We start from the raw sequence: 23,848 nt of genomic DNA on the forward strand, positions 1-23,848 counted from the left end.
GGGCTCGTCGGCAGCGCCGTGTTCCTGGCCTTCATGATGCGGATGTTGCGGGAGCTGGTCGGTCGACGGGTAGGTCGAGGATCGGCCGGATGGCGGCGGTTGCGGCGTCGACGGCTCAGCTGCCGGTGTGGTTACTACGCGGCGGTGCCTCACGCGGCCGGCGCGTGTTCGTGCCGGCGCAGCACCAGCAGTTGAGCGCGCCGCTTCGGGGCCTCCGCCGCCAGGAACAGCTCGGCCTCCAGCAGCAGGTTGTCGGCCGCACGCGCGCCGAGCTCCGCGCGCAGCCCCGCCGCGTTCCCGGGGTACGACATGAATAGTCGCCGCCAGAAGCCGTCGTGCTCGGTGTTGTCCAGGACCAGCTCCGCATCGAATCCGGCGACCGCCGCCATCGTCGGCCAGTCGTCGGCGTCGGCAGGCTGTTCGCGTACGGTCAGCACGAAGCGGCCGCCGGGTGCCAGGATCCGGCTGGCCTCGCGCAACGCCCCCTGCCGGTCCGGGCTGAACGGCAACCCGTCGACGCTGACCAGCCCATTCGCGTAATGGTCGGGTAGGCCGGTTCGCTCGAAGCTGCCCTGGCGGAACTCTGCCCGGCCGGGAGCGACGAAATCGCCAGCCCGCTGGGCCGCGAGCTCGACCGCAGCGGCGCTGAAGTCCACGCCGGTGAGCCGAACCGACAACGCTCTGGCCAGCCAGAGGCCCGGCCCGCCGCGACCACAGCCGAGGTCGACGAGTCGCGCGCCCGCGGGCAGGCGGAGCGCCGACACGGCGTGCCCAAGCAGCCACCAGGAGCAATAGCTGGTGGGCTCCACGCCGGTCGGATACTCGTCGCCCATCGCGCGCGCCCACAGCGCGTGGAGCAGCGGGCTGTTCTGCGCCGCGTGGTGCATCGCGTCGTAGTCCTCGGGTGAGGTACCGACCGTCCTGGACTCCGTCATGCGGCCATTCTGATCGATGAATGCCACGCGCCGCTCTCCGGTGGGCCCAAGGGTTGCTCCGCGCGGCGACCTCCCACCGTCCACACCATCCGTTCCCATCCGGGAACCGCGTCGGCGCGCAGCGGCTATCGGGCCGGGCCGAACGTGGCGGCCACGCCGGGACCGGTGCACCGCGGCAGCCGGATGACCCCCGGCGCACCGTCCGGCACCAGCACCCGGCGGTCGGGACCGCCCATTCCGCCGGTCCGCGGGAACGGCGCGCGCCGCGGCACCCGGCACGGCCACTGGGCGTCGACCAGGCGTTGCAGCAGGGCCAGCTGCTTCGCCGGATCGGTGATGGCGGTGCGCGCCCCGTCGTACGAGACGACCGCGCCGTCGTCGAGCTGCAGCACCACGAAGCCTCCGGTGCCCGGCGGGGCGGGCGGGGGATCCCGCGGGGCGGCGTGTGCCCACCACGCACCGGCCAGCGCCAGCACGGCGGCGGTACCCGATGCGAGCACGGCGGCCGGCAGCACCCGGCCTCGGCCCTCGGCCATAACCGCAGGTTACCGAAGGTACGCGGGTCAGGCCCCGACGAGGGCGGTGATGGCGGCGGCGCAGTCGGCGGCGGTCCGGGTGGGCCGGTACGGCAACCCGTCAGGCCATGATCGTCCGCGCGGCAACCACACCGTGTCGAGCCCGACCGCGGCGGCGCCGCCCACGTCGTACTCGGCGTGGTCGCCGATCATCCAGCCGCGCAGGGGCAGCCCCGCCTCGGCCGCCGCGAGTGCGAACACGCGGGCGTCGGGTTTGCGGACGCCGACGCCTTCGGAGATCACCCAGCCGGAGACCAGCCGGTCCAGGCCGGTGCGCCGCAGCTTCGACTCCTGCTGGCGTACGGTCCCGTTGGTGACCACGACCGGCGACCAGCCGGCCGCGGTCGCCTCGACCAGCGCCTGCCCCACCCGCGGGTCGAGTTCCAGCTCCTGGACCATCCCTTCGCGCAACTCGGCCAGCACCGATTCGGGGTCCGGCAGATCGAACCGCGCCGCGATGCTGCGGGCGAACCGCTCCCGCGGCTCGTAGCCGTCGTTGTCCGTCGAGATCAGCCAGTCGACGTCGGCGGGACCGCCGCCGTGGGCGGGCGCCCAGCCCGTCGCCCACCGCCGGAATGCTGCCGTACGGTCAACGAGGGTGTTGTCGAGGTCGATGAGCAGAAGCACCGCACCAGTGTGACCGTTCGGGCAAAACCGCGCGGCGCGCGGGCGCCGGTACCGGGGTTCCGCACCGCCGTCAGGGAGTATCGATCTCGGTCACCGGTTGGGGAGGAGCGACGTGCCGAAGTTCACCAACGCCGCCGAGCAGGCGGCCTGGACGCTGGCCGAGGCCCTGAACGAGAAGGGTTTCGCCTGCATCAAGCAGGCGGAGGAGGCCGCGGAGATCTTCCGGTCCGGGAAGATGCAGATGCGGCAGGCGTTCAAGGAGCGTGGGCGATCCGAGGTGGATGCGGACATCCGCTGGTCGGGGATGACCCGGGCGAAGAAGGCATTGTCCGACAACGGGTGGTACATGGCCCAGGCGACGATGTATCACCAGGCCGCCGCGGCCCAGTACGCCAAGGCGCTCTACCTGCGTACCAGCGACGACCTCTGAGCGGGGTCAGGCCGCGCGGTGGCGCAGCGTGGCCACGGTCGAACCGGCCAGGGTGAGCAGGCAGTCGGGCAGCTGCCCGTCTGCGATCGCCGCGCTGAACAGCGCCTCGCTGGTCGGCACGTCCCCGTTCGCGTACGCGCTGACGAACCGCGCCACCCAGCGCTTGTCGTAGCGCGCGTCGTCGATGCCGGGGAACTCCAGGGTCCAGGCGCCGCCACGCACCACGTCACGCCCCACCATGGCGGCGGCGAGGCACCAGGCGACGTCCCAGGCCCCGACCACCCCGGAACGGTCCACCACCGCGTCGAACGTGTCCACCACAGCATCGCTGTCGCCGCTGAGCGCGCAGTGCAGCACCTGCGCCGCGTCGTCGAGGGCGTGCTGGGGTACATCCGTCACGAGGAAAAAGGTACGTGGATCCGTCAAGAATCGCGCGCGAACCCCGCTGCTCACGCCGCCCGGAGCAGACAGGTCAGGCGGGCGGTGCAGACTCGGGCGCCGTCGGAGTCGGAGATGACGATCTCGTACGTGACCGCGGTCCGGCCCTGGTGCACCGGGGTAGCGACACCGGTGACGACGCCGGAACGCACCGCCTTGTGGTGGGTGGCGTTGATGTCCACGCCGACCGCGTACGGGCGGTCCACGGTCGCGCCGTGCAGGGCTGCGCCCACCGAGCCGAGCGTCTCGGCCAGCACGCACGACGCCCCGCCGTGCAGCAGCCCGTACGGCTGGGTGTTGCCGTCGACCGGCATCCGGCCGACGATCCGCTCGGGGCTGGCCTCGGTGATCTCAATGCCCATCCGGTCGCCGAGCGCCCCGGTGCTGCTGCCGAAGAGTTCGGCCATGCCGTTCGCCGCTGTGTCCACGAGCCGGAACGTTACCGGCGGCCCCCGGCCGGGCGTGCGATGACGGTCACATGGCGGATGGGCGGTGTTGTGCGTCAGCCCTACGTTGGCTGGGTATCGAATCAGCCAGTCCACACGAGGAGGCAGTCCATGACCGAGCCCCGGGAGACCATCGAGACGCGCGGCACCGACCGCGTCGACCTGATCGCTGGTGACACCGACGGCGACGGCCGCACGGACGTCTGGGTGTCGGACACCGACGGCGACGGCAAGCCGGACCTGTTCCAGTTCGACACGGACCAGGACGGCAAGGTCGACATCACCATGGTCGACCTCGATCAGGACGGCACCCCGGACGTGGTGGTCGACGGCGACGGCGGCCTCCCGCCCGCGCTCTGACCGGCCGGCAGACGCGCCGCCCCGCCGCGCCGCCCCGCCGCACGGCCCCGCCGGGCCCACGCAGCTCGAACCGGGTCAGCCGCCGTCCAGTGCACTCAGCGCGGCCCAGACCACCGCGACGGCCAACGCCACCGTGACCACGGCCCAGGCCCGTCTGGCCCAGGCGTCGCGACCGGTGCGCGGGGCCACCGCCTCGGGCATGCCGAGCCCGCTCAGCACGGCCCGCTGCGTACGGACCTCGGCGCACCGCCGCCGCACCCGCGCTCCCGGGTCTTCGCCGGAAACCGCGCTGGTGGCAGGCGGCGGACCGGGGGCAGGCGAGCACGCCCAGGCGCGGCTCAGCTCGACCGCGAGCCGGGCCTGGACACGCTGCAGCCGACGGACCGCCAGTAGGCCGCGTCGGCCGTACCGGATCCGCGCGTGCTGGCGGGCCGCCGCACGCAGCCCGCCGGAGCGCAGGACGGTGAGTTCGCCCGGGGTGATCAGGCCGGGGTCCATGAGCCGGGCCAGGTGGGCGGTGTAGAAGTCGGCCTCCCGGTCGTGCGCGCGCCGCACCAGCAGCAGGATGAGCAGCAGGGGCGGCAGGCCCTTGAACACGAGCACCGCCAGCAGTCCGGCGGCGCCGTTGCCGGGGCCGTCGCCGAACAGCGGCGCGTTCCACAGCACGTGCGCGCACCAGGCCCCGAACACCGCCAGCAGGGCCACCCCGAGCCGCGCCGGGCGGGACCGGTCCGTGCCCACGACCAGGTAGCCGATCCCGGCACCGGCCAGCGCCCCGAACAGCGTGTGGCTCCACACGCCGGACAGGAACCCGCGCAGCAGGAACGTCGCCACCACGGGCTGCACGTCGTCGGCGCGTCCGGCGACCGCGACCGCGCCGAGCGAGAACACGATGTCCTCGACGATCTGAAAGCCGAGCCCGACGATCGCGCCGTACACGATGCCGTCGAGCACGCTGTTGATCTGGGACCGGGCGATCAGCACGATGGCGACCACGCCGAGGGTCTTGGCGATCTCCTCGACCGTGGGCCCGGTGAGGGCCGCGCCCCACCCGGCCGCGAAGCCGGGCGAGGTCAGCTTCGCGACGATGTCCCCGAGGGCCGCGCCCGCCGGGATGGACACGGCCGTTGCCACCAGACCGCCCCAGGCGAGCGCCACGGCCAGCAGCGCGGTCGGCTCCCGTTCGAAGAAGTCCAGCTCCGTGACGAACAGCCAGAACGGTACGGCCAGCAGCCCGAACAGCACGGTCGCGGTGAGCGTGGCCAGCGGGAAGGCCGCCACGAACCGGCCGCCGATCTGGGCGATCCGCAGCCCGCCCGCGACGAGCAGGCCCGCGACGATCCAGCAGGCGGGGAGCCGGGCGAGCCGGGCCGGTGACAGGCCACCGGGCTGCACCGGGGCGTGCGCGGTCACGACACCGCCTGATAGCTCAACGTACGGGTACTCGTGTCGATCATGGGCAGCCGCAGCCCCAGGTCCAGCTCGGTGCCGCTGACGGTGACCTCGATGGTGCGCCCGTCCGCGACGAAGACGGCGTACCGGCCGCCCCGCCCGGGTGCGGTGTATCCGCCCTGCAGTCCGCTGATGCCGCTGGCGGTCGCGATCGCCAGCTGGGTGCCGGTCACCTGATAACCGGGGGTGCCGGTGATGCGCGCGCGCAGCCGCGTCGCGGCGGCGGTCAGGGTGCCGTCGAACGGCTGCACGGAGATCGCGTACCGGACCGGGCCGATCCGGAACAGCGCGGTGCCGTGGTCGTCGCCGGGCCGTGTCCCGGTCACGTCGACGGTGGCGCCGGGCGGCGGCACCACGGTCACCCCGGCCCCGACCGCGTACGGCCGGTCGTCCCGCACGGCCCGCTCGGCGGGCATCGCGCGGTCCAGCGCGGGCAGCCCGAACGCGAGAACCGCGAGCGTGGCGACGACGGCCAGTGCGCCGAGGAGATTCGCCAGCTCATGCCGAGTGAACCTCCGCATCACTAAACGCTAGCGGGTGAACGCGGCGGGTGCTGGGCGGACGGATCCCTAGGGCAGGTCGGCGGCGAGGTATCCCGGCGGCACGGCCGCGGTCAGCCAGACACCGTTGTCGGTGCGATGGAAGAGGTGCCCGGCGGCCGCCATCTCGGCCGCGGCCACGCGCAGCACGGCGACATCGGCGGAGCGCCGCCGGCCCACGACCACCGCGGTCGGCACGTCGACGGACAGGTGTACGTGATGCCTGCTGCCCGGGCGCAGCCCGTCGCGCCGGATCGAGGCCAGGTTGGCCGCCGGGGTGCCGTGGAACAGGGTGTTCGGCGGTTGCACCGGCGGCAGATCCAGGTCGACCGGGACCCGGCGGGAGTGGCCCTGCCGGGCCCGGATCCGGTCCACGCCGTCCGGCCCGGTCTCGATCGCGAAGCGCTGCTTGTCGTTGCCCGCGACCACGGCGTCCAGGTCCGCCCGGTCGATGCCGAGCGCGGCCAGCAGGGCGGCCACCGGGGTCCAGCCGTTGCAGTCGAGGGTGAGACCGGCCCGTTCGGGGCGGTGTCGCAGCAGCATCGAGATGCGCCGGCTCACGCGCACCTGCTGGCTGGTGAGCGCGGTCATCCGGTCAGCTCCATGACCGCAAGGTAGTACGGCCGGTCGGCGTCGTCGATCGATATCAGTCGCCACCCGGTGCCCACCAGCAGCGACTCCAGTTCGTCGACGGAGCAGACGAGGTAGTCGAACCAGTCGGTGGCCAGCAGCCGGTACCGCAACCGCAGGCGCAGCTGGCCGCCGAGCCGCCCATGCTCCCGATTGCGCTGGTGGTACGCCACGTGCACCGGATCGGTGGTGCCGTACGGGTCGGTGCCGTGGGCGATGATCCGGGCGCCGGGCCGGGCCAGGGCGGCCAGCGCGGCGAGGAACGCCGGGGCGCGCTCGCGGCCCTCCAGCAGCCCGAGGTTGTTGCCGAGCAGCAGGAACGTGTCGTAGCGGACGGTGGCGCGGGCGTACTCGTCGACCGTGCAGCGCACGGTGTCGCGCAGGCCGCGCCGCCGCGCGATCTCGATCGCCCCGGCGGAGATGTCCAGTCCGGTGACCGCCGTGCCGCGGCGTTGCAGTTCGAGCGCGATGCGCCCGGCGCCCACGCCGATGTCGAGCACCGCGCCGCGGACCAGGCGCAGGGCGCGGTGGTCGTGCGGCTGCCACTCGTCGGGCTCGCCGAGGTACTGGTCGGCGGGGGCGCCGTTGATCAGGCCGTCGTCGCGCTCGATGATCTCGATGACCGGCCGGGGCACCCGGCCGCCCGCGAGAGGGCGCGGTCCGATCCCGGTCCGTATCGCGTACGCGTCCTTGAGCAACTCGCCGATGACGTCACCGATGGCTGGTTGGTCCATTGGCACGAGTCTTGTGCGCATGGCGACGTTGGAGCAACTTGCCGCGGAGAAAGTACGCCTTGGTCAACTGACCCCGGATACGAAGAAGGGGCGATCGCCTACCCCAGCGCTCGCCCCTTGCTCCGGTCCCTTGGTCGACTGTTTGCGTCAGTCACCCTGCCGCTGCGTGGGAATCTGCCCCTGCAGCAGTGCGCGAACCTCCGACTCCCGGTAGCGACGGTGCCCGCCCAGCGTTCGGATTGCGCTGAGCTTGCCGGCCTTCGCCCACCGGGTGACGGTCTTCGGGTCGACGCGGAACATCGACGCCACCTCGGCCGGCGTTAGTAGCGGCTCAGGATCGTGCGTACGCGATGCCATCGGTTACTCCTCCACAGGTACCTAAAGACATCGGCCGGGGTCCCGCCGGCCGGTGCGTCTCTCATGGTCCGGCTAGTCCCCGATGTCCGACATGGGCCGAACGGCCGAACGTCCCTAGATAGACGGATGAAGCATGCCCGATTTATCCATGTTTTCTACGCCAGAAAGTGTCTCGTTTGGACCGAAAATCACGCTTCGAGCGACGGCGATTACGAAGAGTGTTCGTCTTGGGAGCGCTCTCTCGTGCCGTGATCATGCCCGTTCGTCCGGATTCACTCGGTTGGGCCGACAACACCGGTCGATCAGTTGCAGCGCTCCAGCAACTGCACCCCGCGCCACCGCGCCACCAGCTTCTCGTACGCCTCCGTGGCCGCCTCGGCATCGCCGCGCGACAATGCCGACAGCCCCGCCGCCACCAGCCCGGGCGAGTCGTCCTCGGCCAGCATCTCGTCGGGCAGCAGAGTCACCAGGCCGCCGTAGTCCAGCTCCACGATCGAGCGCGGATGGAACTCCTCCAGCCACCGGGCCCCCTCCTCCACCGCCTCGGTGATCGGGGCCTCGCCCAACGCCTTGCGCAGCACCGACACCCCGCGATGGGCACGGCGACGCGCCTTGCTGATCTCCGTCCGATATCGCAGGACCCGGCGGCGCCCGCCCAGCGCGATCTCCCGCTCCTCCAGATCCACGAAGACGAACCAGCGCAGCGGCACCCCCCACGTGGCGATCTGCTCGTGCACCCGGGGCACCCCGCGCTCCAGCACCTTCGCCCCGTTGCGCCAGTCCTCCACGACCGCCTTGGCCTGCCCCGCCAGCACCGGCGGCACGAACGCGTCCGCCAGCACACTCGGCACCCCGCTGCGGGCGCTCAGCGCCGCCTCGGCCACCCGCAGCCGCAGATTCCACGGGCACACCAGCAGCGATTCCTCCCACTCCAGCACGTACGCCTCGTCGGGCAGGTCGGGCAGCCGGGTCCAGCCGGCGCCCAGCGCCTCCAGCACGGCGGTGCGCTGCTTGACCGGTCCCTCGACCGGGCCCAGCGCTCGCCCCTCGGTCGCGTACCGGCGCCAGAAAACCTGCCGGTCGCGGTCGAAGGCGGTCAGGGGCTCGTAAACCCGCAGGTACGACGCGAACAGTGACGGCACGGCGCGAGTCTTTCACGAAATCGGCGCCAGCTGACTTCCCGCGCGGGGGGAATCCGAAGGTCGATTTCCCGATTAGGCTTCCGGTGTCGGCACACCCCGCCGATCAGGGCCTCACGAGGGCCCTCACCAATGAATCAGGAGAGCAAGCGATGGGCGTGTTCATCAACGACGGCAGCGACGCCGACGGGCACGAACAGGTCGTCTTCTGCCAGGACCGGCACACCGGCCTGCGGGCGATCATCGGTATCTATTCCACCGCCCTCGGGCCCGCCCTGGGCGGCACCCGCTTCTATCCGTACGCCTCCGAGGAGGAGGCCCTCACGGATGTGCTGCGCCTGTCGCGCGGAATGGCCTACAAGAACGCTCTGGCCGGGCTGGATCTCGGCGGCGGTAAGGCCGTGATCTGGGGCGACCCGGGCCAGCTCAAGAGCGAGGGGCTGCTGCGCGCCTACGGCCGCTTCGTGGAGTCGCTCCACGGCCGGTACTACACCGCCTGCGACGTCGGCACGTACGTCGCGGACATGGACGTCATCGCCCGCGAGACCCGCTTCGTGACCGGCCGCAGCGTCGAGCACGGCGGCGCCGGGGACTCCTCCATCCTCACCGCCTGGGGCGTCTTCCAGGGCATGCGGGCCGCCGCCGAGCACCTGTGGGGCAGCCCCACCCTGGCCGGGCGCCGGGTCGGCGTCGCGGGTCTGGGCAAGGTCGGCCGCTACCTGGTGGCGCACCTGATCGACGACGGCGCCTCCGTCGTCGCCACGGACGTCAACGAGGCCGCGCTGGCGTGGGCACGCACGACGTACCCGCAGATCGACCTCGTGTCGGACACCAACGCCCTGATCACCGGCGACATCGACGTGTACGCGCCGTGCGCCCTGGGCGGCGCGCTGGACGACGACACCGTGCCGCTGCTGCGCGCCAAGGTCGTCACCGGCGCCGCGAACAACCAGCTGGCCCACCCCGGCATCGAGAAGATGCTGGAGGAACGCGGCATCCTCTACACCCCCGACTACGTGGTGAACGCGGGCGGGGTCATCCAGGTGGCGGACGAGATCGAGGGGTTCAACTTCGAACGCGCGAAGCTGCGCGCCACGAAGATCTTCGACACCACCGGGCAGATCCTGCGACTGGCCGACGACGAGGGCGTACCGCCCGCGGTCGCCGCCGACCGGCTGGCCGAGCGCCGCATGGCGGAGGTCGGCCGCCTGCGCACCATCTACCTCGGCTGACCCGCCTCTGACACCGTCGCGCGTCCGGTCGCCGACATGCCGCGACGCGCGGCGGTGTCACCCGAGAACCCGAGGTGCCGAAGGCGGCATCGTCCATGTACCGTAAGAGCCACGAGAGATGCCTGACGTCATCGGGGCCCGCCTTCGGGCTGCCCCGAATTCTGTGCGAGGGGGTCGAGCCATGGGGCGCGGCCGTGCTAAGGCCAAGCAGACAAAGGTGGCCCGGGAGTTGAAGTACCACTCCCCGAACACCGACCTCACCGCCTTGCAGCGCGAACTGGCGAGTGCTGGTAAGTCCGATCATCACTTCGACGACGACCCGGACGAGTTCGTCGACGACGATGAGGACGACGCGGACGACGACCAGGATTCCTGGTCGCCTTCGCGGCGCTGACCTTCGTACTGCGCAGAGCACGCGGCACTCCGCGTGCTCCTGTGTGTCGCGGGCCGAGGCAGAGCGGCGTTTTCGGTAGGGGACAACACGACGCCCACGCGGGGTAACCCGCGTGGGCTCACCTTGCTGCAGTGTCAGCGGGGGCGGTTGTTCCAGTTGTAGAACGTCGGGATGTTCTCGAAGTGGTTCCACGCGCAGACCGCGGAATCCTCCTGCGTACCGGTCTCGGCCCGGTGGCGCCGCGCGACCTCCGCCTCACGCAGCAGTGCCGCCAGCCCGGCGCGGTTCTCCTGCACGCGGGCCGTCACGGGATCCGTGTCCCCGCGGTCAGACTGCGGCCGTGGGCTCGTGATCTCGTGCATGGTTCAGCACTCCCTCGAGTAGGCGAATCTTGCTGTTGCGGCAATGGTCCGTCGTCGTGCCATCGAAACGACCGTGCTCGAAGTAGCGGTTCGCCGCGTGGGCGCCACCGCAGAACCCGAAGTACGGGCAGGTGTCGCGGCAGGCCTCGACCCCGTCGATGAACTCCCGGATCCAGGGCGTGTCCAGGGCACCCGCAAGGATCTCCGCCAGCGGCGTGGTCAGCACGTTGCCGCTGGTGAAGTCGCCGTATCGCGGGTCCGAGAACCCGGCCAGCTCCGGCGAGAGCAGGACGACCGAGCCGTCATGGGCAACGGTGGGGATCGGGTCGAGGCGGCGCGGCAGCACCTCGTCCGCGGTGCCGTCCAGCACCGACGCCACATACCGCAGCGACCATTCGACCTCGCGTAGGTGGATGCGGGGGTCGCGGCGCCACGCCGCCACCAGCTCGGCCCAGAACCCGGTCACCGCCGCGGCGGGATGGCGGTTGGTCCTGGTGTTGACCCCCTCGAGTTCCTCGACGTTGATGCCAAGCACGTCGCAGCCGAGGTCGAGGAAGTACGAATACAGCTCCGCGGCCAGGCCCGGCTCGGGGTTGGCGACCACGCACAGGGCCGAGAACGGAATGCCGTGCCGGCGCAGCGCCGCGATCCCCGCCACGATCCGGTCGTACGCCGGCCGCCCGCCCCGGTTGACCCGGTCGTCGTTGCGCTGCCGGGGCCCGTCCACGCTCACGCTGACCCGGATCCGGTGCTCGGCGAAGAACTCGCACCACGCGTCGTCGATCAGGGTCGCGTTGGTCTGCACATGGTGCTCCACCGCCGGGCCGAACGGCGCCAGCAACGTGGCGAGGTGGTCGCGGCCTGCGGCCAGGGGCTCGCCGCCGTGCCACACGACCGAGAACCGCCCGGTACGGGCCCACGGCTCGACCGCTTCCGCCACCGCCTCGGCCACAGCCACGGGCATGCGCCGATCATCGGCGCGGAACGGCAGATAACAGTAGGAACAGTCGAGGTTGCAGAGCGTGGTGGGTTGCATGACGACGTAGGTGGGCACGGCCGAAATTCCGCGCATGCCGTTGAAGGGACCACCGTGTCGCGGCCGCGAAACGGCCACCCGTCCACCTCCGTCCGCCAACGTCGTCGACTCAGGTCAGGCTAAGTGCAGCCGTCCACCCGAGTTAGTCCACCCCTCCGCTTGCTGAGACACCGTGCTACCGAAACGACGATCCGCGCGCGCCGAACGATCGACACGCGCGGATCATTGCACACCCATCGCGCAGAAACTCACCCGCGCGTGTGCTGCCCCATCATCTGCACCTGACCGGTGCCCTCGACGACCTCGCCGACCTGCCACGCCTCGACGCCACGGCCGGTCAGGTACGCCATCGCCCGGTCCGCGTCCTCGGCGGAGACGATCGCGAACATGCCCACGCCCATGTTGAACGTGGCCTCCATCTCCGCGTCGTCGATCCGCCCCTTGGCCTGGATCAGGTCGAAGATCGACTGGGGGCGCCAGGTGGCCCGGTCGACGACCGCGTCGACGTGGTCCGGCAGGATCCGGACCAGGTTGCCGGGAATGCCGCCGCCCGTGACGTGCGCGAACGCCCGGACGTCCGTCTCCTCGATGAGGCCCAGGCAGTCCTTGGCGTAGATCTTGGTGGGGGTCAGCAGCTCCTCGCCGAGGGTCCGCTGCCCGCCGAAGTCGTCGACCACCGTGTCCAGCCGCATCCGGCCCGCGCCCAGCAGCACGTGCCGGACCAGCGAATACCCGTTGGAGTGCAGGCCGGACGAGCGCATCGCGATCACCGCGTCGCCGATCTCGACCTTTTCCCGGCCGAGGATCTCGCTCTCCTCCACGACGCCGACGCCGGTGGCGGAGACGTCGTACTCGTCCGGGCGCATCACGCCGGGGTGCTCGGCCGTCTCGCCGCCCAGCAGGGCACAGCCCGCGTACCGGCAGCCGTCGGCGATGCCGGCGCCGATCTCCGCGACCCGGTCCGGCACGACCTCGCCGCAGGCGATGTAGTCGAGCAGGAACAGCGGCTCGGCGCCGCAGGCCACCAGGTCGTCGACGACCATGGCGACCAGGTCGATGCCGATCGTGTCGTGGATGTCGAGCTGCTGCGCGATGACCAGCTTCGTGCCGACCCCGTCGGTCGAGGAGGCCAGGATCGGGCTGCGGTACTTGCCGGCGTTGAGCCGGAACAGGCCCGCGAAGCCACCCAGGTCCCCCATCACCTCAGGGCGGGTGGTCTTCTTGACCTTGGTCTTGAGCAGCTCGACGGCGCGGTCACCGGCGTGGATCGAGACCCCGGCGTCCGCGTACGTGACCGTCCGCTTCCGCGGGGCGCGGCCCGCACCCGCCGTCCAGGGCTGGCGGTCGGCGCCTTCGGCGCCGGCGCTGTTGCGCTCGGACACGTGCGTCACGGTTCTCCCCTTTGTGCGCGTGGTGCGCGGTTACTGTGCCGGTGCTGCCGGTTCTTACGACGTCTGTGTGCTGCGGTGGGTTCCCGGTCAGGGACGATTGAGCGCGTCCCCGCCGCCGGGACTGGCGACGAGGGGTGCGCCCCGATTCTCGTCGGTGTGCTCGGCGTTCTCATACTCGGCCTCCAGCTCGGCGACCGCGGCGGTCGCCTCCTCCGGCGTGGCCGACGGCATGGCGGCGCGACGGCCGACGCCTTCGAGCAGGTGCTTGCCGATCAGATCCCCGGCCGGCAGCTCGATCGGATACTGCCCGTCGAAGCAGGCCATGCAGAGCCGCGTCTTCGGCTGCTCGGTGGCCGCGACCAGGCCGTCCAGGGAGACGTAGCCGAGGGAGTCCGAGCCGATGGAGCGGCGGATGCCGTCGATCTCCAGGCCGTTGGCGATCAGCTCGGCCCGGGTGGCGAAGTCGATGCCGTAGAAGCAGGGCCATTGGACCGGGGGCGAGGAGATGCGTACGTGCACCTCGACCGCGCCGGCCTCGCGCAGCATCCGGACCAGCGCGCGCTGCGTGTTGCCGCGCACGATCGAGTCGTCGACCACGACCAGGCGCTTGCCCCGGACCACCTCGCGCAGCGGGTTCAGCTTGAGCCGGATGCCGAGCTGGCGGATGGTCTGCGAGGGCTGGATGAAGGTACGCCCCACGTACGCGTTCTTGGTCAGCCCCGCGCTGTACGGGATGCCGGACGCCTCGGCGTACCCGATCGCGGCGGGGGTGCCCGACTCCGGCACGGGGATCACGAGGTCGGCCTCGACCGGGTGCTCGTTGGCCAGCCGGCGGCCGATCTCCACCCGGGCCGAGTACACGTTGCGGCCCGCGATGGTGGTGTCCGGGCGGGCCAGGTAGACGTACTCGAACAGGCAGCCCTTCGGCTCCGGCGCGGCGAACCGGCTGGAGCGCAGGCCGTGCTCGTCCACCGCGATCATCTCGCCCGGCTCGACCTCGCGGACGAAGCTGGCGCCGACGATGTCGAGCGCGGCGGTCTCGCTGGCGACCACCCAGCCCCGCTCCATCCGGCCCAGCACCAGCGGGCGGACCCCCTGGGCGTCGCGCGCGGCGTACAGAGTGCTCTCGTCCATGAAGACGAAGCTGAACGCGCCGCGCAGCCGCGGCAGCACCTCGAGTGCCGCGGCCTCGACCGACAGGTCGGGGCGGGCGGCCAGCAGCGTGGTGACCAGCGCGGTGTCGGAGGTGGCCAGACGGTCGTTCTCCAGGCCGCGCTCGGCGACCTCGCGGGCCAGCTCGGCGGTGTTGACCAGGTTGCCGTTGTGGGCCAGCGCGATGGTCGTGCCGGCCGTGGTGGCGCGGATGGTCGGCTGGGCGTTCTCCCAGTTCGAACCGCCCGTGGTCGAATACCGGGTGTGACCGATCGCGAGGTGCCCGCGCAGGCTGGCGAGGGTGGGCTCGTCGAAGACCTGCGAGACCAGACCGAGGTCCTTGTAGACCACGACCCCGGAGCCGTCACTCACCGCAATGCCCGCCGCCTCCTGACCGCGGTGCTGTAGCGCGAAAAGCCCGAAATAGGTGAGTTTCGCGACCTCTTCCTCGGGGGCCCAGACACCGAAGACGCCGCAGGCATCCCGGGGGCCGTGCTCCTGTGGGTCGAGATCGTCGGTCAACCGGCCGTCGCCTCGGGGCACCTGCTCGCTCCCTCACGTGGTCTGCTCGACTCGCGGGTCAGTTCCGACGGACCAGTGTACGCGAGGCGGCAGCACACTACCCGGGCTCAGTCGCCATCGACCAGCGGCAGAAGGGCCGACAGGTCCGTCCGGGTCCCGCTGGCGACGACCCGGCCGGCCGCCACCGCGTCCGCCCAGCCCAGGCGTCCCGCGGCCAGCAGCACCCAGGTCGCCGGATCGGTTTCGACCACATTGGGCGGTGTCCCGCGGGTATGCCGCGGACCCGCGACGCATTGAATCGCACCGAACGGTGGAACGCGGACCTCCACCGATCGGCCGGGGGCACGGCGCGCAAGGTCCGCAAGGGTGTACCGGACCGCGTCACGCAGCATCGTTCGGTCGGGTTGAAGGCCGCGGCTCAGCGCGTCCACCACGACGGCCAGGGACTCGGATTTATTGTGCGCACGGGACACAGCGGGACGATACGACCCGGCCTACGAATATTGCTCGGCGGCCCTGGGTCGCGCAGAAGACGGTGAACAAGGCATAGTGACCGACGGTGTGTACTCGTCGCGGGATCTACCGGGCAACCTGAGCAGCCGGAGACCGTGCGACCGGAAGGCGGTGGACGTGACAACGCACCTACGTGCCCGGGCTGTCCAGGCCGGTGCGTTCCTGGCACTGACCGGTGGGATCCTGATGATCGCACCGGCGGCGGCGCAGGCCGCCCAGCCGTCGGTCTCGATCGACAGCCTGTCGTCCACGGAGCTGCCCTCCGGCGGCCGCACGACGCTGAAGTACACCGTCACCAACGCCAACACCGAGGGACCCGGCGACGCGACGGTCCGGGTGTCGGTCACGGGGATGAACTGCAGCGGCGACTGCACCCCCGCCGCCAAGATCGAGCCGGGGCAGAGCCAGAGCTTCACCGCGCAGCTGACCGCCCCAGCGGTCGACGCGGGGCAGAGCAGGACGGTCCAGGTCCAGATCACCGCGTCCCTCGGCTCCGACAGCGGGAACGCGTCCCAGACCGTGACCGTGCGTGGTGCCGACAAGCCTAAGACCGTGCGGCAGATCTCCGGCCGGGTCAAGGACGGCGACGGCAAGGCCCTGTCCGGCGCCACGGTGGGCCTGCAGGACAGCGCCGGACACCGGTACAGCACCACCAGCAGCAACGACGGTGGCTACCAGTTCACCTCGTCGGACCAGCAGCAAATCGCCACCGGCAACATCATCGTCGGCGCGGCGAAGCCCGGCTACAAGACCGTCACGGTCAACGTGCAGGGCGGGGCCAACCGGGCCATCAACGTGCCGCTCACGCTCGCCTCGGTGGCCACCACCCCGTCCGCGACGCCGACGGCGACCGCCACGGCCACCGCGCCGCCCTCCACGGACGCCGCGATCGACACGCCGACGGAACCCGCACAGACGCCGACCGCGGGCCCCACGCCGACCAACGCCGCCTCCACCGAGGACAGCGGCTCCGGCTCGCTGCTGTTCATCATCCTCGGCGGACTGCTCGTCGCCGCCGGGGTCGGCGCGATCGTGCTCGTGCTGATGCGGCGCAAGGGCAACGACGACACCGACGGTGCTGCCGCCGACGGCGGCGCCCCGAGCCCCAACCGGTATCCGGGCGGCGACGCCACCCGGGTCGCCGCCCCGGCCGGCAACCGCGCCAACGAGGCCACGATGGTCACGGCAGCGCCGTCCATCGGCGACGCCCCGACCATGCTGCACCAGCCGGTCCCGGCAGTGGACGAATTCCCCGACCCGTACGGCGCACCGCCGCTCCCGCAGGGCAGCTACGCCGGACCGGGCGGCTGGGGCTCGGCACCCGCCGCGGCCGGCGCCGCCGGGGCGTACGGCGCACCGGCCGTCGCCGCCGGTGGCTACGGCGCTGCCCAGTACGGCGCCGCCGCCGTTCCGGCGCAGGCCAGCGGCTACGACGACTACGGCTACGCGGCCGCGCCCGACCACGCGGACGGGTACGGCGGTTACGGCGCGGCCGACGGCTACGGCGACGGGGCGCAGCAGCGCTATGACGAGCCGACCGGAATGTACCGGCCGCAGCCCACCGGCGGCGGCTACGAGCAGGGCCCCGGCTACGACCAGGGGTACGGCGACCAGGGCGGCTACGGAGCCGAGCCCGAATACCCGCCCGCCGGACGAGGCCGCCCCGACGCGGGCGGTGGCGCCTACCACGCCGGTGGCTACCCACCCGCTCCCGCCCCCGGCGACCAGGGCGGCTACGGCGGCTGGGCAGGCCCGGCCGGTGGCGCACCGCCAGCCGGTGGCGGGTACGGCGGCGCCCCCGCGGCCGGTAGCGGCTACGGTCCGCCGACCGCTGGATACGGCCCGGGCGAGGGCTACGCCCCCGCACCCGGTTACAGCCAGCCCGGCGGGTATCCCGACCAGGGCGGCCCCGGCTACGCGGGCGGCCAGGGCGGCTACGACGCCCGCGCCATGTACGGCCGCCCCGGCGGCGCGCCGGACCAGGGCCAGGGCCGTGGTGGACACCGCGACGACGACGGGTACTACGAGCAGGGTGGCCGCCCGGGCGGGCCACCGCCCCAACAGCAGTGGCATAACGGCTGATCAACGCATCACCGAAGGCCGGCCCCGAGGCACCGGGGTCGGCCTTCTGCGTTCACTGGGGTCGGCCTTCTGCGTTCCGGCCGACAGTCGTTGTCGTTGCCCGGGCTCGTCTCGGCCCGGCAGGCGGTGCGGATCAGCCGCGGTCGGTGCCGCTGCTGTCCGCCTCGCCCTCGGTCGCCGACTCGCGGTCGGTCATGTCGTCGCCGGACTGCCGCGGCGTTTCCGGGGTGGTCGACGCCGCGCCCTGTTCCGCCACGGCCGGCTCCGCCTTGGCCGCAGTGGGCTCTGCCTTGGCCGCGGCGGGCTCGGCCACATCCGCCGCGGGTTCGTTCTGCGGGGACGCCAACGCGTCCGCATCACCTGCGGCCGCCGGTGCCGTCTCATCCAGCCGGGACGCGGCCTCCTCGACCTTCTGCCGGGCGGTGAGCTCGGCGGCGCCGCCGAACAGCCGGGGCATCGTCTCCGAGTACGCCGTCCGCAGCTCCTCCAGCCCGATGGTGAACTGGCCCTGCAGCTCCAGCGCCGGCTCCCCGGTCGTCACGCCGACCGGCGTACAGGTGACCTGGTGTTCGGCCGCGAGCGCGACGAACGCCTTGTCGTGTCCGCGCGGCACCGCGACCAGGGCCCGGCCCGCCGACTCGCTGAACAGATGGACGAACGCGGTCATCTCGCCGTCCGGCGCGGGCAGGATGATCCGCGCGCCGACGTTCCGGCGCAGGCAGGACTCCACGAGCACCTGGGCGAGGCCGCCGTCCGACAGGTCGTGCGCGGCGTTGACGTGGCCGCGCACGGACGCGGCCGCCAGCAGCGCACCGAGCCGCTGCTCCTGCCGCAGGTCCACCTTGGGCGGTCGACCACCGAGGTGGCCGTGGGTGACCCACGCCCATTCGGAGCCGGACAGCTCGCAGGCCGTGTCGCCGAGCAGGAAGAGCAGGTCGCCGTCGGCGGGCGGGGGCTGGAAGCCCATCGGGACGCGGCGGGCGACGTCGTCGAACACGCCGAGCACGCCCACGACCGGCGTGGGGTGGATCGCGGCGGCACCGGTCTGGTTGTAGAAGCTGACGTTGCCGCCCGTGACCGGGATGCCGAGCTGCTGGCAGCCGTCGGCCAGACCGCGCACGGCCTCGGCGAACTGCCACATGACGGCCGGGTCCTCAGGGGAGCCGAAGTTCAGGCAGTCCGTGACGGCGACCGGCTCGGCGCCGGTGACGGCGACGTTGCGGTACGCCTCGGCCAGCGCCAGCTTCGCCCCCTCGTACGGGTCGAGGCGAGCGAACCGGCCGTTGCCGTCGACCGACAGCGCCACGCCGAGCCCGGTCTGCTCGTCGAGGCGCAGCACCCCGGCGTCCTCGGGCTGGGCGAGCACGGTGTTGCCGAGCACGTACCGGTCGTACTGCTCGGTGACCCAGGTCTTGTCGCACAGGTTCGGCGAGGCGATCATGCGCAGCACGGTCTCGCGCAGTTCGTCCGGGGTGGACGGACGGGGCAGGGTCTCGGCGCGGTCGGCCTGCAGCAGGATCAGGTCGGCGGGCTCGCGGATCGGGCGGGCGTACACCGGGCCGTCGTCGGCCAGCGAGCCCGGGGGCACGTCGACGACGGTGTAGTCGTTCCAGCTGATGACCAGGCGGCCGGGCAGTCCCGGGGTCTCGCTGGGGGTGACCTCGCCGATCGCGGTGGCCCACACGCCCCACTTCTCCGCGGTCTGCAGCACCGCGTCGAGCTTGTCCGGCGCGACGATGAGCAGCATGCGCTCCTGCGACTCGCTGGCCAGGATCTCGGTCGGCGACATCGACGGCTCGCGCAGCGGCACCCGTTCCAGGTAGATCCGCATGCCGGTGCCCGCCGCGGCGGCGGTCTCGGTGAGCGCACAGGTCAGGCCCGCGCCACCGAGGTCCTGGATGCCGACGACCAGGCCCGCGTCGTACATCTCCAGGCAGCTCTCGATGAGCAGCTTCTCCATGAACGGGTCGCCGACCTGCACCGACGGGCGGCGCTGCTCCGCGCCCTCGTCGAAGGTGGCTGAGGCCAGCACGGAGACGCCGCCGATGCCGTCGCGCCCGGTACGCGCGCCGAGCAGCACGACAACGTTGCCAATGCCCGCGGCTTCCTTCCTCTGCAACCGCTCTACCGGCAGCACGCCGATGCTCAGCGCGTTGACCAGCGGGTTGCCCTGGTAGCACGGGTCGAAGACGACCTCGCCGCCGATGTTGGGCAGGCCCAGGCAGTTGCCGTACCCGCCGATGCCGGCGACGACGCCGGGCAGGACGCGGGCGGTGTCCGGGTGCTCGGCCGCGCCGAAGCGCAGCGGGTCCATCACGGCGATCGGGCGGGCGCCCATGGCGAGGATGTCGCGCACGATGCCGCCGACGCCGGTCGCGGCGCCCTGGTACGGCTCCACGAAGCTGGGGTGGTTGTGCGACTCCACCTTGAACGTGACCGCGAGGTCGTCGGAGATCTGCACGACGCCCGCGTTCTCCCCGATGCCCGCGAGCATCCGGGTGTTCTCCGGCGCCTTCTCGCCGAACTGGCGCAGGTGCACCTTGCTCGACTTGTAGGAGCAGTGCTCGCTCCACATGATCGAGTACATGGCCAGCTCGGAGGCGGTGGGGCGGCGGCCGAGGATCTGCCGGATGCGCTCGTACTCGTCGTCCTTGAGGCCCAGATCGGTGTGCGGCTGGAGCTCCTCGGGCGTGGCGAGAGCGCGCTCCACCGTGTCGGGGCCGCCGTCGAACTGGTTCACCAGCACGTCCGTCGCCGCGAAGCCGGACGGTTTGGCCGGTCCGGCCGACGCGGCGGGCGGCTGGTTGGGCACCCCGCGCGGCGTGGCCGCCCCGCTGGTCGCGGTGTCCGGCTGCGTGGTCATCGCTGTGCTCCCTGTCCCCCTGCGAGCTGCGCGCCCTGTTGCCCTGCGAGATGGCCTCCCGCGACCTGCGCGCCCTGTCCCCCTGCCAGCTGCGCGCCGGGTCCCCCCTGGACCTGCGCGCCGACGAGTTCACCGACGCCCGCCGCCCCGCCCTGCCCGCCCCCGGCGAGGTGGCGCAGGACCGAGGTGAAGAAGCCCAGCCCGTCGAGCGAGGGGCCGGTCAGCGCCTCCACCGCGTGCTCCGGGTGCGGCATGATGCCGACCACGTTGCCGGCCGCGTTGGTGATCGCGGCGATGTCGCGCTGGGAGCCGTTCGGGTTGCCGCGCAGGTATCGGGCGACGACCCGGCCCTCGGCCTCCAGCTCGTCGAGCGTGCGCTGGTCCGCGGCGAAACAGCCCTCGCCGTTCTTCACCGGGATCAGGATCTCCTGACCCGGCGCGTACGCGTTCGTCCACGCGGTGCCGGTCGCCTCCACGCGCAGCCACTGGTCGCGGTTGCGGAAGTGCAGGTGCTGGTTTCGGGTGAGGGCACCCGGCAGCAAGTGGGCCTCGCAGAGGATCTGGAAACCGTTGCAGATGCCCAGGACGGGCAGCCCGCCGCGGGCGGCGTCCGCGATCGTCTCCATCACCGGGGCAAACCGGGCGATGGCGCCGCAGCGCAGCGCGTCGCCGTAGGAGAAGCCGCCGGGCAGGATCACCCCGTCGACCCCGTGCAGCTCCGGGTCGCCGTGCCAGAGGCGGACCACCTCGGCCCCGGCGATACGTGCCGCGCGGGCCGCGTCGCCGTCATCGAGCGAGCCGGGAAACGTGACCACACCGATCCGCATGGTCACGCGCCCTCGGCAACCGTGTCGTCGAGGCGGATCGAGAAGTCCTCGATCACGGGGTTGGCCAGTAGCTTGTCCGCGATCTCACGGGCCCGGTCGAGGTCGGGCTCACCCGCGAACTCGATCTCGATGCGCCGGCCGATGCGGACAGAGGAGACATCGGAGATCCCGAGCCTCGGCAGCGCGTTGGCGACCGCCTGGCCCTGCGGATCAAGGATCTCCGGCTTGAGCATGACGTCGACGACGACGCGGGACACGGGCACTCCTGACTGTAGGTGCGCAGCGGGTGCCCCGGGAACGGGGCGAGCGGCCAAAGCCTACCCTGTGACGTTCCCCCACAGCGTATCGGCCGGTGTCGGCAGGCCGACGATCACACGTGCTGAACAGGTAACTTCGGTGGGCGTCTCAGCCCCTTCACCGAGCGTGACCATCTCACGGTGATAGGGGGTAGGTGAACTGTTGTCGCAGGCCAGGGCGCCCCTTACGGTCAGTCGATCAACGTCGATGGGCTCGGACGCATGGCTACCCCCCTCTCGGCCGGCGCGCCGCCTCGACCAGACTGGAAGGAGTCCGGCGTGCGCCTGCGTGCCGTCGTGGTCTCCCTGGCCACCACCCTCACTACAGTTCTCGCCCTGCCCGGCGCCGCCTCGGCGGTCCCCAAGGACCCCGGCGGCCCGAGCAACATCATCGGCGGTACCACCACCCGCTCGGCACCATGGGCCGCCGCGGTCTTCAGCGACGGCGATTTCACCTGCTCGGGCACGATCATCTCGGCGAACTACGTGCTCACCGCCAAGCACTGCCTCGGCGGGACGATGTCGGTGCGGATCGGCAGTGTGAACCGTCAGTCGGGCGGGGTGACCCGGGCGGTGACCGCCACCGCCAGCCGCCACGACTTGGCGCTGCTGCGGCTCGCGTCGCCGGTCAACACCTCCTTCATGCCGCTGGCCGACGCGGACCCGCCGGTCGGGTCCACGAATTCGATCTACGGCTGGGGGCGCACCTGCTTCAGCGGCTGTTCCGCCGCGGTCACCCTCAAGACCGCGACGGTCCGGGTCGACGCCACGGACGCGGAGGACGACGGCGGCGGGCGGGCCTTGCAGAGTACGGGGCGCAGCGGTGCCGCCTGGCGTGGCGACTCGGGCGGTCCGGAGGTCTACAACGGTGCACAGGTCGGAGTCGCGTCGCTGGCCGACGGCCAGACCCTGCAGATCTACGGCAGCGTAGCGGGCAACCGGGCCTGGATCACCTCGATCGCGGGGGTGTGAGACACCGCCGGGCGCGGCGCGCGGCAGATCCGCCGCGCCCGGCGGCTCCAACGCGCTACCGGGTTCCCGCGCAAGCAGGACCGGGCGCGCGCTACAGGATCGGGGCGGGGGTGTAGCGGGCCGCCTCCGGGTGGGCCGCGACGATCTCCGCGATCCGGGTGGCGACCGCCTGGACCTGGGCGGGGGCCGCACCAACGAACGCGGCCCGGTCGGCGACCAGGGCGTCGATCTCGGCGCGGGACAGCCCCAGCCGCCCGTCGGTGGCCAGCCGGTCGAACAGGTCGTTGTCGGCGGCGCCCTTCTCCCGCATGGCCAGCGCCACGGCCACCGCGTGCTCCTTGATGACCTCGTGCGCGACCTCCCGGCCCACCCCCTTGCGGACCGCGGCCACCAGGATCTTCGTGGTGGCCAGGAACGGCAGGAAGCGGTCCAGCTCGCGGGCGATCACCGCCGGGTACGCACCGAACTCGTCGAGCACCGTGAGGAACGTCTGGAACAGCCCGTCCGTGGCGAAGAACGCGTCGGGCAGCGCAACCCGGCGCACCACGGAGCAGGAGACGTCACCCTCGTTCCACTGGTCACCGGCCAGCTCCCCGACCATGGACAGGTAGCCCCGGACGATGACGGCGAGCCCGTTGACCCGCTCCGAGGAGCGCGTGTTCATCTTGTGCGGCATCGCCGAGGAGCCGACCTGCCCCGGCTTGAAGCCCTCCGTGACCAGCTCCTGGCCGACCATCAGCCGGATCGTGGTGGCCAGCGACGACGGCGCCGCCACGATCTGGGCGAGCGCGGAGACGACGTCGAAGTCGAGGGAGCGCGGGTAGACCTGCCCGACGCTGGACAGCACCCGCCGGAACCCGAGGTGGGTGGCGACCCGCTGCTCCAGCTCGGCCAGCTTCGCGGCGTCGCCGTCGAGCAGGTCCAGCTGGTCGGCGGCGGTGCCGACCGGACCCTTGAGGCCGCGCAGCGGGTAGCGCCCGATCAGGTCATCGAGCCTTTCGTACGCGATGAGCAGCTCCTCGGCCGCGCTCGCGAACCGCTTGCCCAGCGTGGTGGCCTGGGCCGCGACGTTGTGCGAGCGCCCGGTCAGGACCAGGTCGCTGTGCTCGACGGCGCGGGCGGCCAGCCGGGCCAGGGTGGCGACGACCCGGTCCCGGACGAGCTCCAGCGACGCCCGGATCTGCAGCTGCTCGACGTTCTCGGTGAGGTCGCGCGAGGTCATGCCCTTGTGGATGTGCTCGTGCCCGGCCAGCGCGCTGAACTCCTCGATGCGCGCCTTCACGTCGTGCCGCGTCACCCGCTCGCGCTCGGCGATGCCGGCCAGGTCGACCTGGTCGACGACCCGCTCGTACGCGTCCACCACCCCGTCGGGTACGGCGACGCCGAGGTCGCGCTGCGCGCGCAGCACGGCCAGCCAGAGCCGGCGCTCCATCCGGATCTTCTCCTCCGGGGACCACAGGGCGACGAGGTCGGCGGAGGCGTAGCGGGCGGCGAGGACGTTCGGTACGGTCACGCCGCGATTCTTCCATGCGCCCGGGTGGCCG

Annotated in this window: 25 protein-coding genes and 1 pseudogene; 6 read left to right on the top strand and 20 right to left on the bottom strand. The window is 72.1% G+C overall.

The genetic code is table 11. From position 1 onward, the window contains the following. Nucleotides 1-149: 149 nt before the first annotated feature. From ACMCNO_RS00085 to ACMCNO_RS00095, 3 genes are all read right to left on the bottom strand, one after another. Nucleotides 150-935 (bottom strand): class I SAM-dependent methyltransferase, encoded by a 786-nt coding sequence (locus tag ACMCNO_RS00085; RefSeq protein WP_412747383.1) that lies wholly within the window; start codon nucleotides 933-935, stop codon nucleotides 150-152. Nucleotides 936-1,060: 125 nt separating this feature from the next. Then, nucleotides 1,061-1,471, bottom strand: a complete 411-nt coding sequence (locus ACMCNO_RS00090) for a hypothetical protein (protein ID WP_412747384.1) — start codon at nucleotides 1,469-1,471, stop codon at nucleotides 1,061-1,063. A 27-nt stretch (nucleotides 1,472-1,498) separates the two neighbouring features. Continuing rightward, on the bottom strand, nucleotides 1,499-2,137 hold the full coding sequence (locus tag ACMCNO_RS00095; protein ID WP_412747385.1) for an HAD family hydrolase: 639 nt from the start codon (nucleotides 2,135-2,137) through the stop codon (nucleotides 1,499-1,501). 112 nt (nucleotides 2,138-2,249) lie between these two features. Between ACMCNO_RS00095 and ACMCNO_RS00100 the strand changes: the two genes are divergently transcribed. Next, nucleotides 2,250-2,567, top strand: coding sequence for a hypothetical protein (locus tag ACMCNO_RS00100; RefSeq protein WP_412747386.1), 318 nt, complete (start codon nucleotides 2,250-2,252; stop codon nucleotides 2,565-2,567). A gap of 6 nt (nucleotides 2,568-2,573) precedes the next feature. Here the strand turns inward: ACMCNO_RS00100 and ACMCNO_RS00105 are convergent, their stop codons facing one another. Beyond that, a complete protein-coding gene (locus ACMCNO_RS00105) occupies nucleotides 2,574-2,966 on the bottom strand; it encodes a hypothetical protein (RefSeq protein WP_412747387.1) in 393 nt (130 codons plus the stop codon). A 50-nt stretch (nucleotides 2,967-3,016) separates the two neighbouring features. Next, the gene (locus ACMCNO_RS00110; RefSeq protein ID WP_412747388.1) at nucleotides 3,017-3,433 is read right to left on the bottom strand and encodes a hotdog fold thioesterase; all 417 of its coding nucleotides are present in this window, start codon (nucleotides 3,431-3,433) and stop codon (nucleotides 3,017-3,019) included. Between the two features lie 129 nt (nucleotides 3,434-3,562). Between ACMCNO_RS00110 and ACMCNO_RS00115 the strand changes: the two genes are divergently transcribed. Further along, nucleotides 3,563-3,811: a hypothetical protein gene (locus tag ACMCNO_RS00115; RefSeq protein ID WP_412747389.1), complete on the top strand. Its 249-nt coding sequence runs from the start codon at nucleotides 3,563-3,565 to the stop codon at nucleotides 3,809-3,811. Between the two features lie 75 nt (nucleotides 3,812-3,886). On the opposite strand, the gene ACMCNO_RS00120 is transcribed toward ACMCNO_RS00115, so the two are convergent. The 6 genes from ACMCNO_RS00120 to ACMCNO_RS00145 all read right to left on the bottom strand — a co-directional run bounded on the left by ACMCNO_RS00120 (nucleotide 3,887) and on the right by ACMCNO_RS00145 (nucleotide 8,665). Next, nucleotides 3,887-5,224 carry a PrsW family intramembrane metalloprotease gene (locus tag ACMCNO_RS00120; protein ID WP_412747390.1) on the bottom strand — a complete coding sequence of 446 codons (1,338 nt, stop codon included), beginning with the start codon at nucleotides 5,222-5,224 and terminating at the stop codon, nucleotides 3,887-3,889. Then, a complete protein-coding gene (locus ACMCNO_RS00125; RefSeq protein ID WP_412747391.1) occupies nucleotides 5,221-5,784 on the bottom strand; it encodes a hypothetical protein in 564 nt (187 codons plus the stop codon). The genes ACMCNO_RS00120 and ACMCNO_RS00125 overlap by 4 nt, the downstream gene beginning before the upstream one ends. A 48-nt stretch (nucleotides 5,785-5,832) precedes the next feature. After that, nucleotides 5,833-6,393, bottom strand: a complete 561-nt coding sequence (locus ACMCNO_RS00130) for an RNA 2'-phosphotransferase (protein ID WP_412747392.1) — start codon at nucleotides 6,391-6,393, stop codon at nucleotides 5,833-5,835. Next, on the bottom strand, nucleotides 6,390-7,166 hold the full coding sequence (locus tag ACMCNO_RS00135) for a class I SAM-dependent methyltransferase (RefSeq protein ID WP_412747393.1): 777 nt from the start codon (nucleotides 7,164-7,166) through the stop codon (nucleotides 6,390-6,392). Before ACMCNO_RS00135 ends, ACMCNO_RS00130 begins: the two co-directional genes overlap by 4 nt. Before the next feature lie 147 nt (nucleotides 7,167-7,313). Further along, complete coding sequence (locus ACMCNO_RS00140; RefSeq protein WP_014687221.1) at nucleotides 7,314-7,523, bottom strand: BldC family transcriptional regulator; 210 nt, start codon at nucleotides 7,521-7,523, stop codon at nucleotides 7,314-7,316. Nucleotides 7,524-7,825: 302 nt separating this feature from the next. Continuing rightward, nucleotides 7,826-8,665, bottom strand: a complete 840-nt coding sequence (locus ACMCNO_RS00145; protein ID WP_412747394.1) for a hypothetical protein — start codon at nucleotides 8,663-8,665, stop codon at nucleotides 7,826-7,828. Between the two features lie 149 nt (nucleotides 8,666-8,814). Between ACMCNO_RS00145 and ACMCNO_RS00150 the strand changes: the two genes are divergently transcribed. Together ACMCNO_RS00150 and ACMCNO_RS00155 are read left to right on the top strand one after the other, a co-directional pair. Continuing rightward, nucleotides 8,815-9,894: a Glu/Leu/Phe/Val family dehydrogenase gene (locus ACMCNO_RS00150; RefSeq protein WP_412747395.1), complete on the top strand. Its 1,080-nt coding sequence runs from the start codon at nucleotides 8,815-8,817 to the stop codon at nucleotides 9,892-9,894. Between the two features lie 181 nt (nucleotides 9,895-10,075). Further along, the gene (locus tag ACMCNO_RS00155; protein WP_412747396.1) at nucleotides 10,076-10,288 is read left to right on the top strand and encodes a DUF3073 domain-containing protein; all 213 of its coding nucleotides are present in this window, start codon (nucleotides 10,076-10,078) and stop codon (nucleotides 10,286-10,288) included. Between the two features lie 134 nt (nucleotides 10,289-10,422). Here the strand turns inward: ACMCNO_RS00155 and amcA are convergent, their stop codons facing one another. From amcA to ACMCNO_RS00180, 5 genes are all read right to left on the bottom strand, one after another. Then, entirely contained in the window at nucleotides 10,423-10,650 is a 228-nt protein-coding gene (gene amcA / locus ACMCNO_RS00160) for a multiple cyclophane-containing RiPP AmcA (RefSeq protein WP_412747397.1), read from the bottom strand. Continuing rightward, nucleotides 10,616-11,722: a cyclophane-forming radical SAM peptide maturase AmcB gene (gene amcB / locus ACMCNO_RS00165; RefSeq protein WP_412747398.1), complete on the bottom strand. Its 1,107-nt coding sequence runs from the start codon at nucleotides 11,720-11,722 to the stop codon at nucleotides 10,616-10,618. The genes amcA and amcB overlap by 35 nt, the downstream gene beginning before the upstream one ends. 212 nt (nucleotides 11,723-11,934) lie before the next feature. Continuing rightward, on the bottom strand, nucleotides 11,935-13,077 hold the full coding sequence (gene purM / locus ACMCNO_RS00170) for a phosphoribosylformylglycinamidine cyclo-ligase (RefSeq protein WP_412744097.1): 1,143 nt from the start codon (nucleotides 13,075-13,077) through the stop codon (nucleotides 11,935-11,937). A gap of 87 nt (nucleotides 13,078-13,164) precedes the next feature. Beyond that, nucleotides 13,165-14,772 (bottom strand): amidophosphoribosyltransferase, encoded by a 1,608-nt coding sequence (purF, locus tag ACMCNO_RS00175; RefSeq protein WP_412747399.1) that lies wholly within the window; start codon nucleotides 14,770-14,772, stop codon nucleotides 13,165-13,167. 86 nt (nucleotides 14,773-14,858) lie between these two features. Next, a complete protein-coding gene (locus ACMCNO_RS00180) occupies nucleotides 14,859-15,143 on the bottom strand; it encodes a sterol carrier family protein (RefSeq protein WP_412753564.1) in 285 nt (94 codons plus the stop codon). 238 nt (nucleotides 15,144-15,381) lie between these two features. Here ACMCNO_RS00180 and ACMCNO_RS00185 point away from each other — a divergent pair, with 238 nt between their 5' ends. Then, nucleotides 15,382-17,346: a carboxypeptidase regulatory-like domain-containing protein gene (locus tag ACMCNO_RS00185; protein WP_412747400.1), complete on the top strand. Its 1,965-nt coding sequence runs from the start codon at nucleotides 15,382-15,384 to the stop codon at nucleotides 17,344-17,346. Nucleotides 17,347-17,479: 133 nt separating this feature from the next. On the opposite strand, the gene purL is transcribed toward ACMCNO_RS00185, so the two are convergent. From purL to purS, 3 genes and pseudogenes are all read right to left on the bottom strand, one after another. Then, nucleotides 17,480-20,209: a phosphoribosylformylglycinamidine synthase subunit PurL gene (gene purL, locus ACMCNO_RS00190; protein ID WP_412747401.1), complete on the bottom strand. Its 2,730-nt coding sequence runs from the start codon at nucleotides 20,207-20,209 to the stop codon at nucleotides 17,480-17,482. A 167-nt stretch (nucleotides 20,210-20,376) separates the two neighbouring features. Continuing rightward, nucleotides 20,377-21,042: pseudogene (purQ, locus tag ACMCNO_RS00195) on the bottom strand (phosphoribosylformylglycinamidine synthase subunit PurQ); the annotation flags it as partial. Next, nucleotides 21,039-21,293 carry a phosphoribosylformylglycinamidine synthase subunit PurS gene (gene purS, locus ACMCNO_RS00200; RefSeq protein WP_130509738.1) on the bottom strand — a complete coding sequence of 85 codons (255 nt, stop codon included), beginning with the start codon at nucleotides 21,291-21,293 and terminating at the stop codon, nucleotides 21,039-21,041. The gene purS and the pseudogene purQ, both read right to left, overlap by 4 nt. Before the next feature lie 318 nt (nucleotides 21,294-21,611). Between purS and ACMCNO_RS00205 the strand changes: the two genes are divergently transcribed. Further along, on the top strand, nucleotides 21,612-22,304 hold the full coding sequence (locus tag ACMCNO_RS00205) for a S1 family peptidase (RefSeq protein ID WP_412747402.1): 693 nt from the start codon (nucleotides 21,612-21,614) through the stop codon (nucleotides 22,302-22,304). A gap of 91 nt (nucleotides 22,305-22,395) precedes the next feature. On the opposite strand, the gene purB is transcribed toward ACMCNO_RS00205, so the two are convergent. Continuing rightward, entirely contained in the window at nucleotides 22,396-23,817 is a 1,422-nt protein-coding gene (gene purB / locus ACMCNO_RS00210) for an adenylosuccinate lyase (protein ID WP_412747403.1), read from the bottom strand. Nucleotides 23,818-23,848: the final 31 nt, after the last annotated feature.

Source organism: Krasilnikovia sp. M28-CT-15 (assembly GCF_047159595.1).
Classification (GTDB): domain Bacteria; phylum Actinomycetota; class Actinomycetes; order Mycobacteriales; family Micromonosporaceae; genus Actinoplanes.

What these genes read in the sequence shown, in the direction of transcription:
- ACMCNO_RS00155 (WP_412747396.1), top strand. Translation starts at nt 10,076, where the DNA reads ATGGGGCGCGGCCGTGCTAAGGCCAAGCAGACAAAGGTGGCCCGGGAG.
- amcA (WP_412747397.1), bottom strand. Translation starts at nt 10,650, where the DNA reads ATGCACGAGATCACGAGCCCACGGCCGCAGTCTGACCGCGGGGACACG.
- ACMCNO_RS00090 (WP_412747384.1), bottom strand. Translation starts at nt 1,471, where the DNA reads ATGGCCGAGGGCCGAGGCCGGGTGCTGCCGGCCGCCGTGCTCGCATCG.
- amcB (WP_412747398.1), bottom strand. Translation starts at nt 11,722, where the DNA reads ATGCGCGGAATTTCGGCCGTGCCCACCTACGTCGTCATGCAACCCACC.
- ACMCNO_RS00180 (WP_412753564.1), bottom strand. Translation starts at nt 15,143, where the DNA reads ATGCTGCGTGACGCGGTCCGGTACACCCTTGCGGACCTTGCGCGCCGT.
- purL (WP_412747401.1), bottom strand. Translation starts at nt 20,209, where the DNA reads ATGACCACGCAGCCGGACACCGCGACCAGCGGGGCGGCCACGCCGCGC.
- ACMCNO_RS00130 (WP_412747392.1), bottom strand. Translation starts at nt 6,393, where the DNA reads ATGACCGCGCTCACCAGCCAGCAGGTGCGCGTGAGCCGGCGCATCTCG.
- ACMCNO_RS00115 (WP_412747389.1), top strand. Translation starts at nt 3,563, where the DNA reads ATGACCGAGCCCCGGGAGACCATCGAGACGCGCGGCACCGACCGCGTC.
- ACMCNO_RS00125 (WP_412747391.1), bottom strand. Translation starts at nt 5,784, where the DNA reads ATGCGGAGGTTCACTCGGCATGAGCTGGCGAATCTCCTCGGCGCACTG.
- ACMCNO_RS00135 (WP_412747393.1), bottom strand. Translation starts at nt 7,166, where the DNA reads ATGGACCAACCAGCCATCGGTGACGTCATCGGCGAGTTGCTCAAGGAC.
- ACMCNO_RS00140 (WP_014687221.1), bottom strand. Translation starts at nt 7,523, where the DNA reads ATGGCATCGCGTACGCACGATCCTGAGCCGCTACTAACGCCGGCCGAG.
- ACMCNO_RS00085 (WP_412747383.1), bottom strand. Translation starts at nt 935, where the DNA reads ATGACGGAGTCCAGGACGGTCGGTACCTCACCCGAGGACTACGACGCG.
- ACMCNO_RS00150 (WP_412747395.1), top strand. Translation starts at nt 8,815, where the DNA reads ATGGGCGTGTTCATCAACGACGGCAGCGACGCCGACGGGCACGAACAG.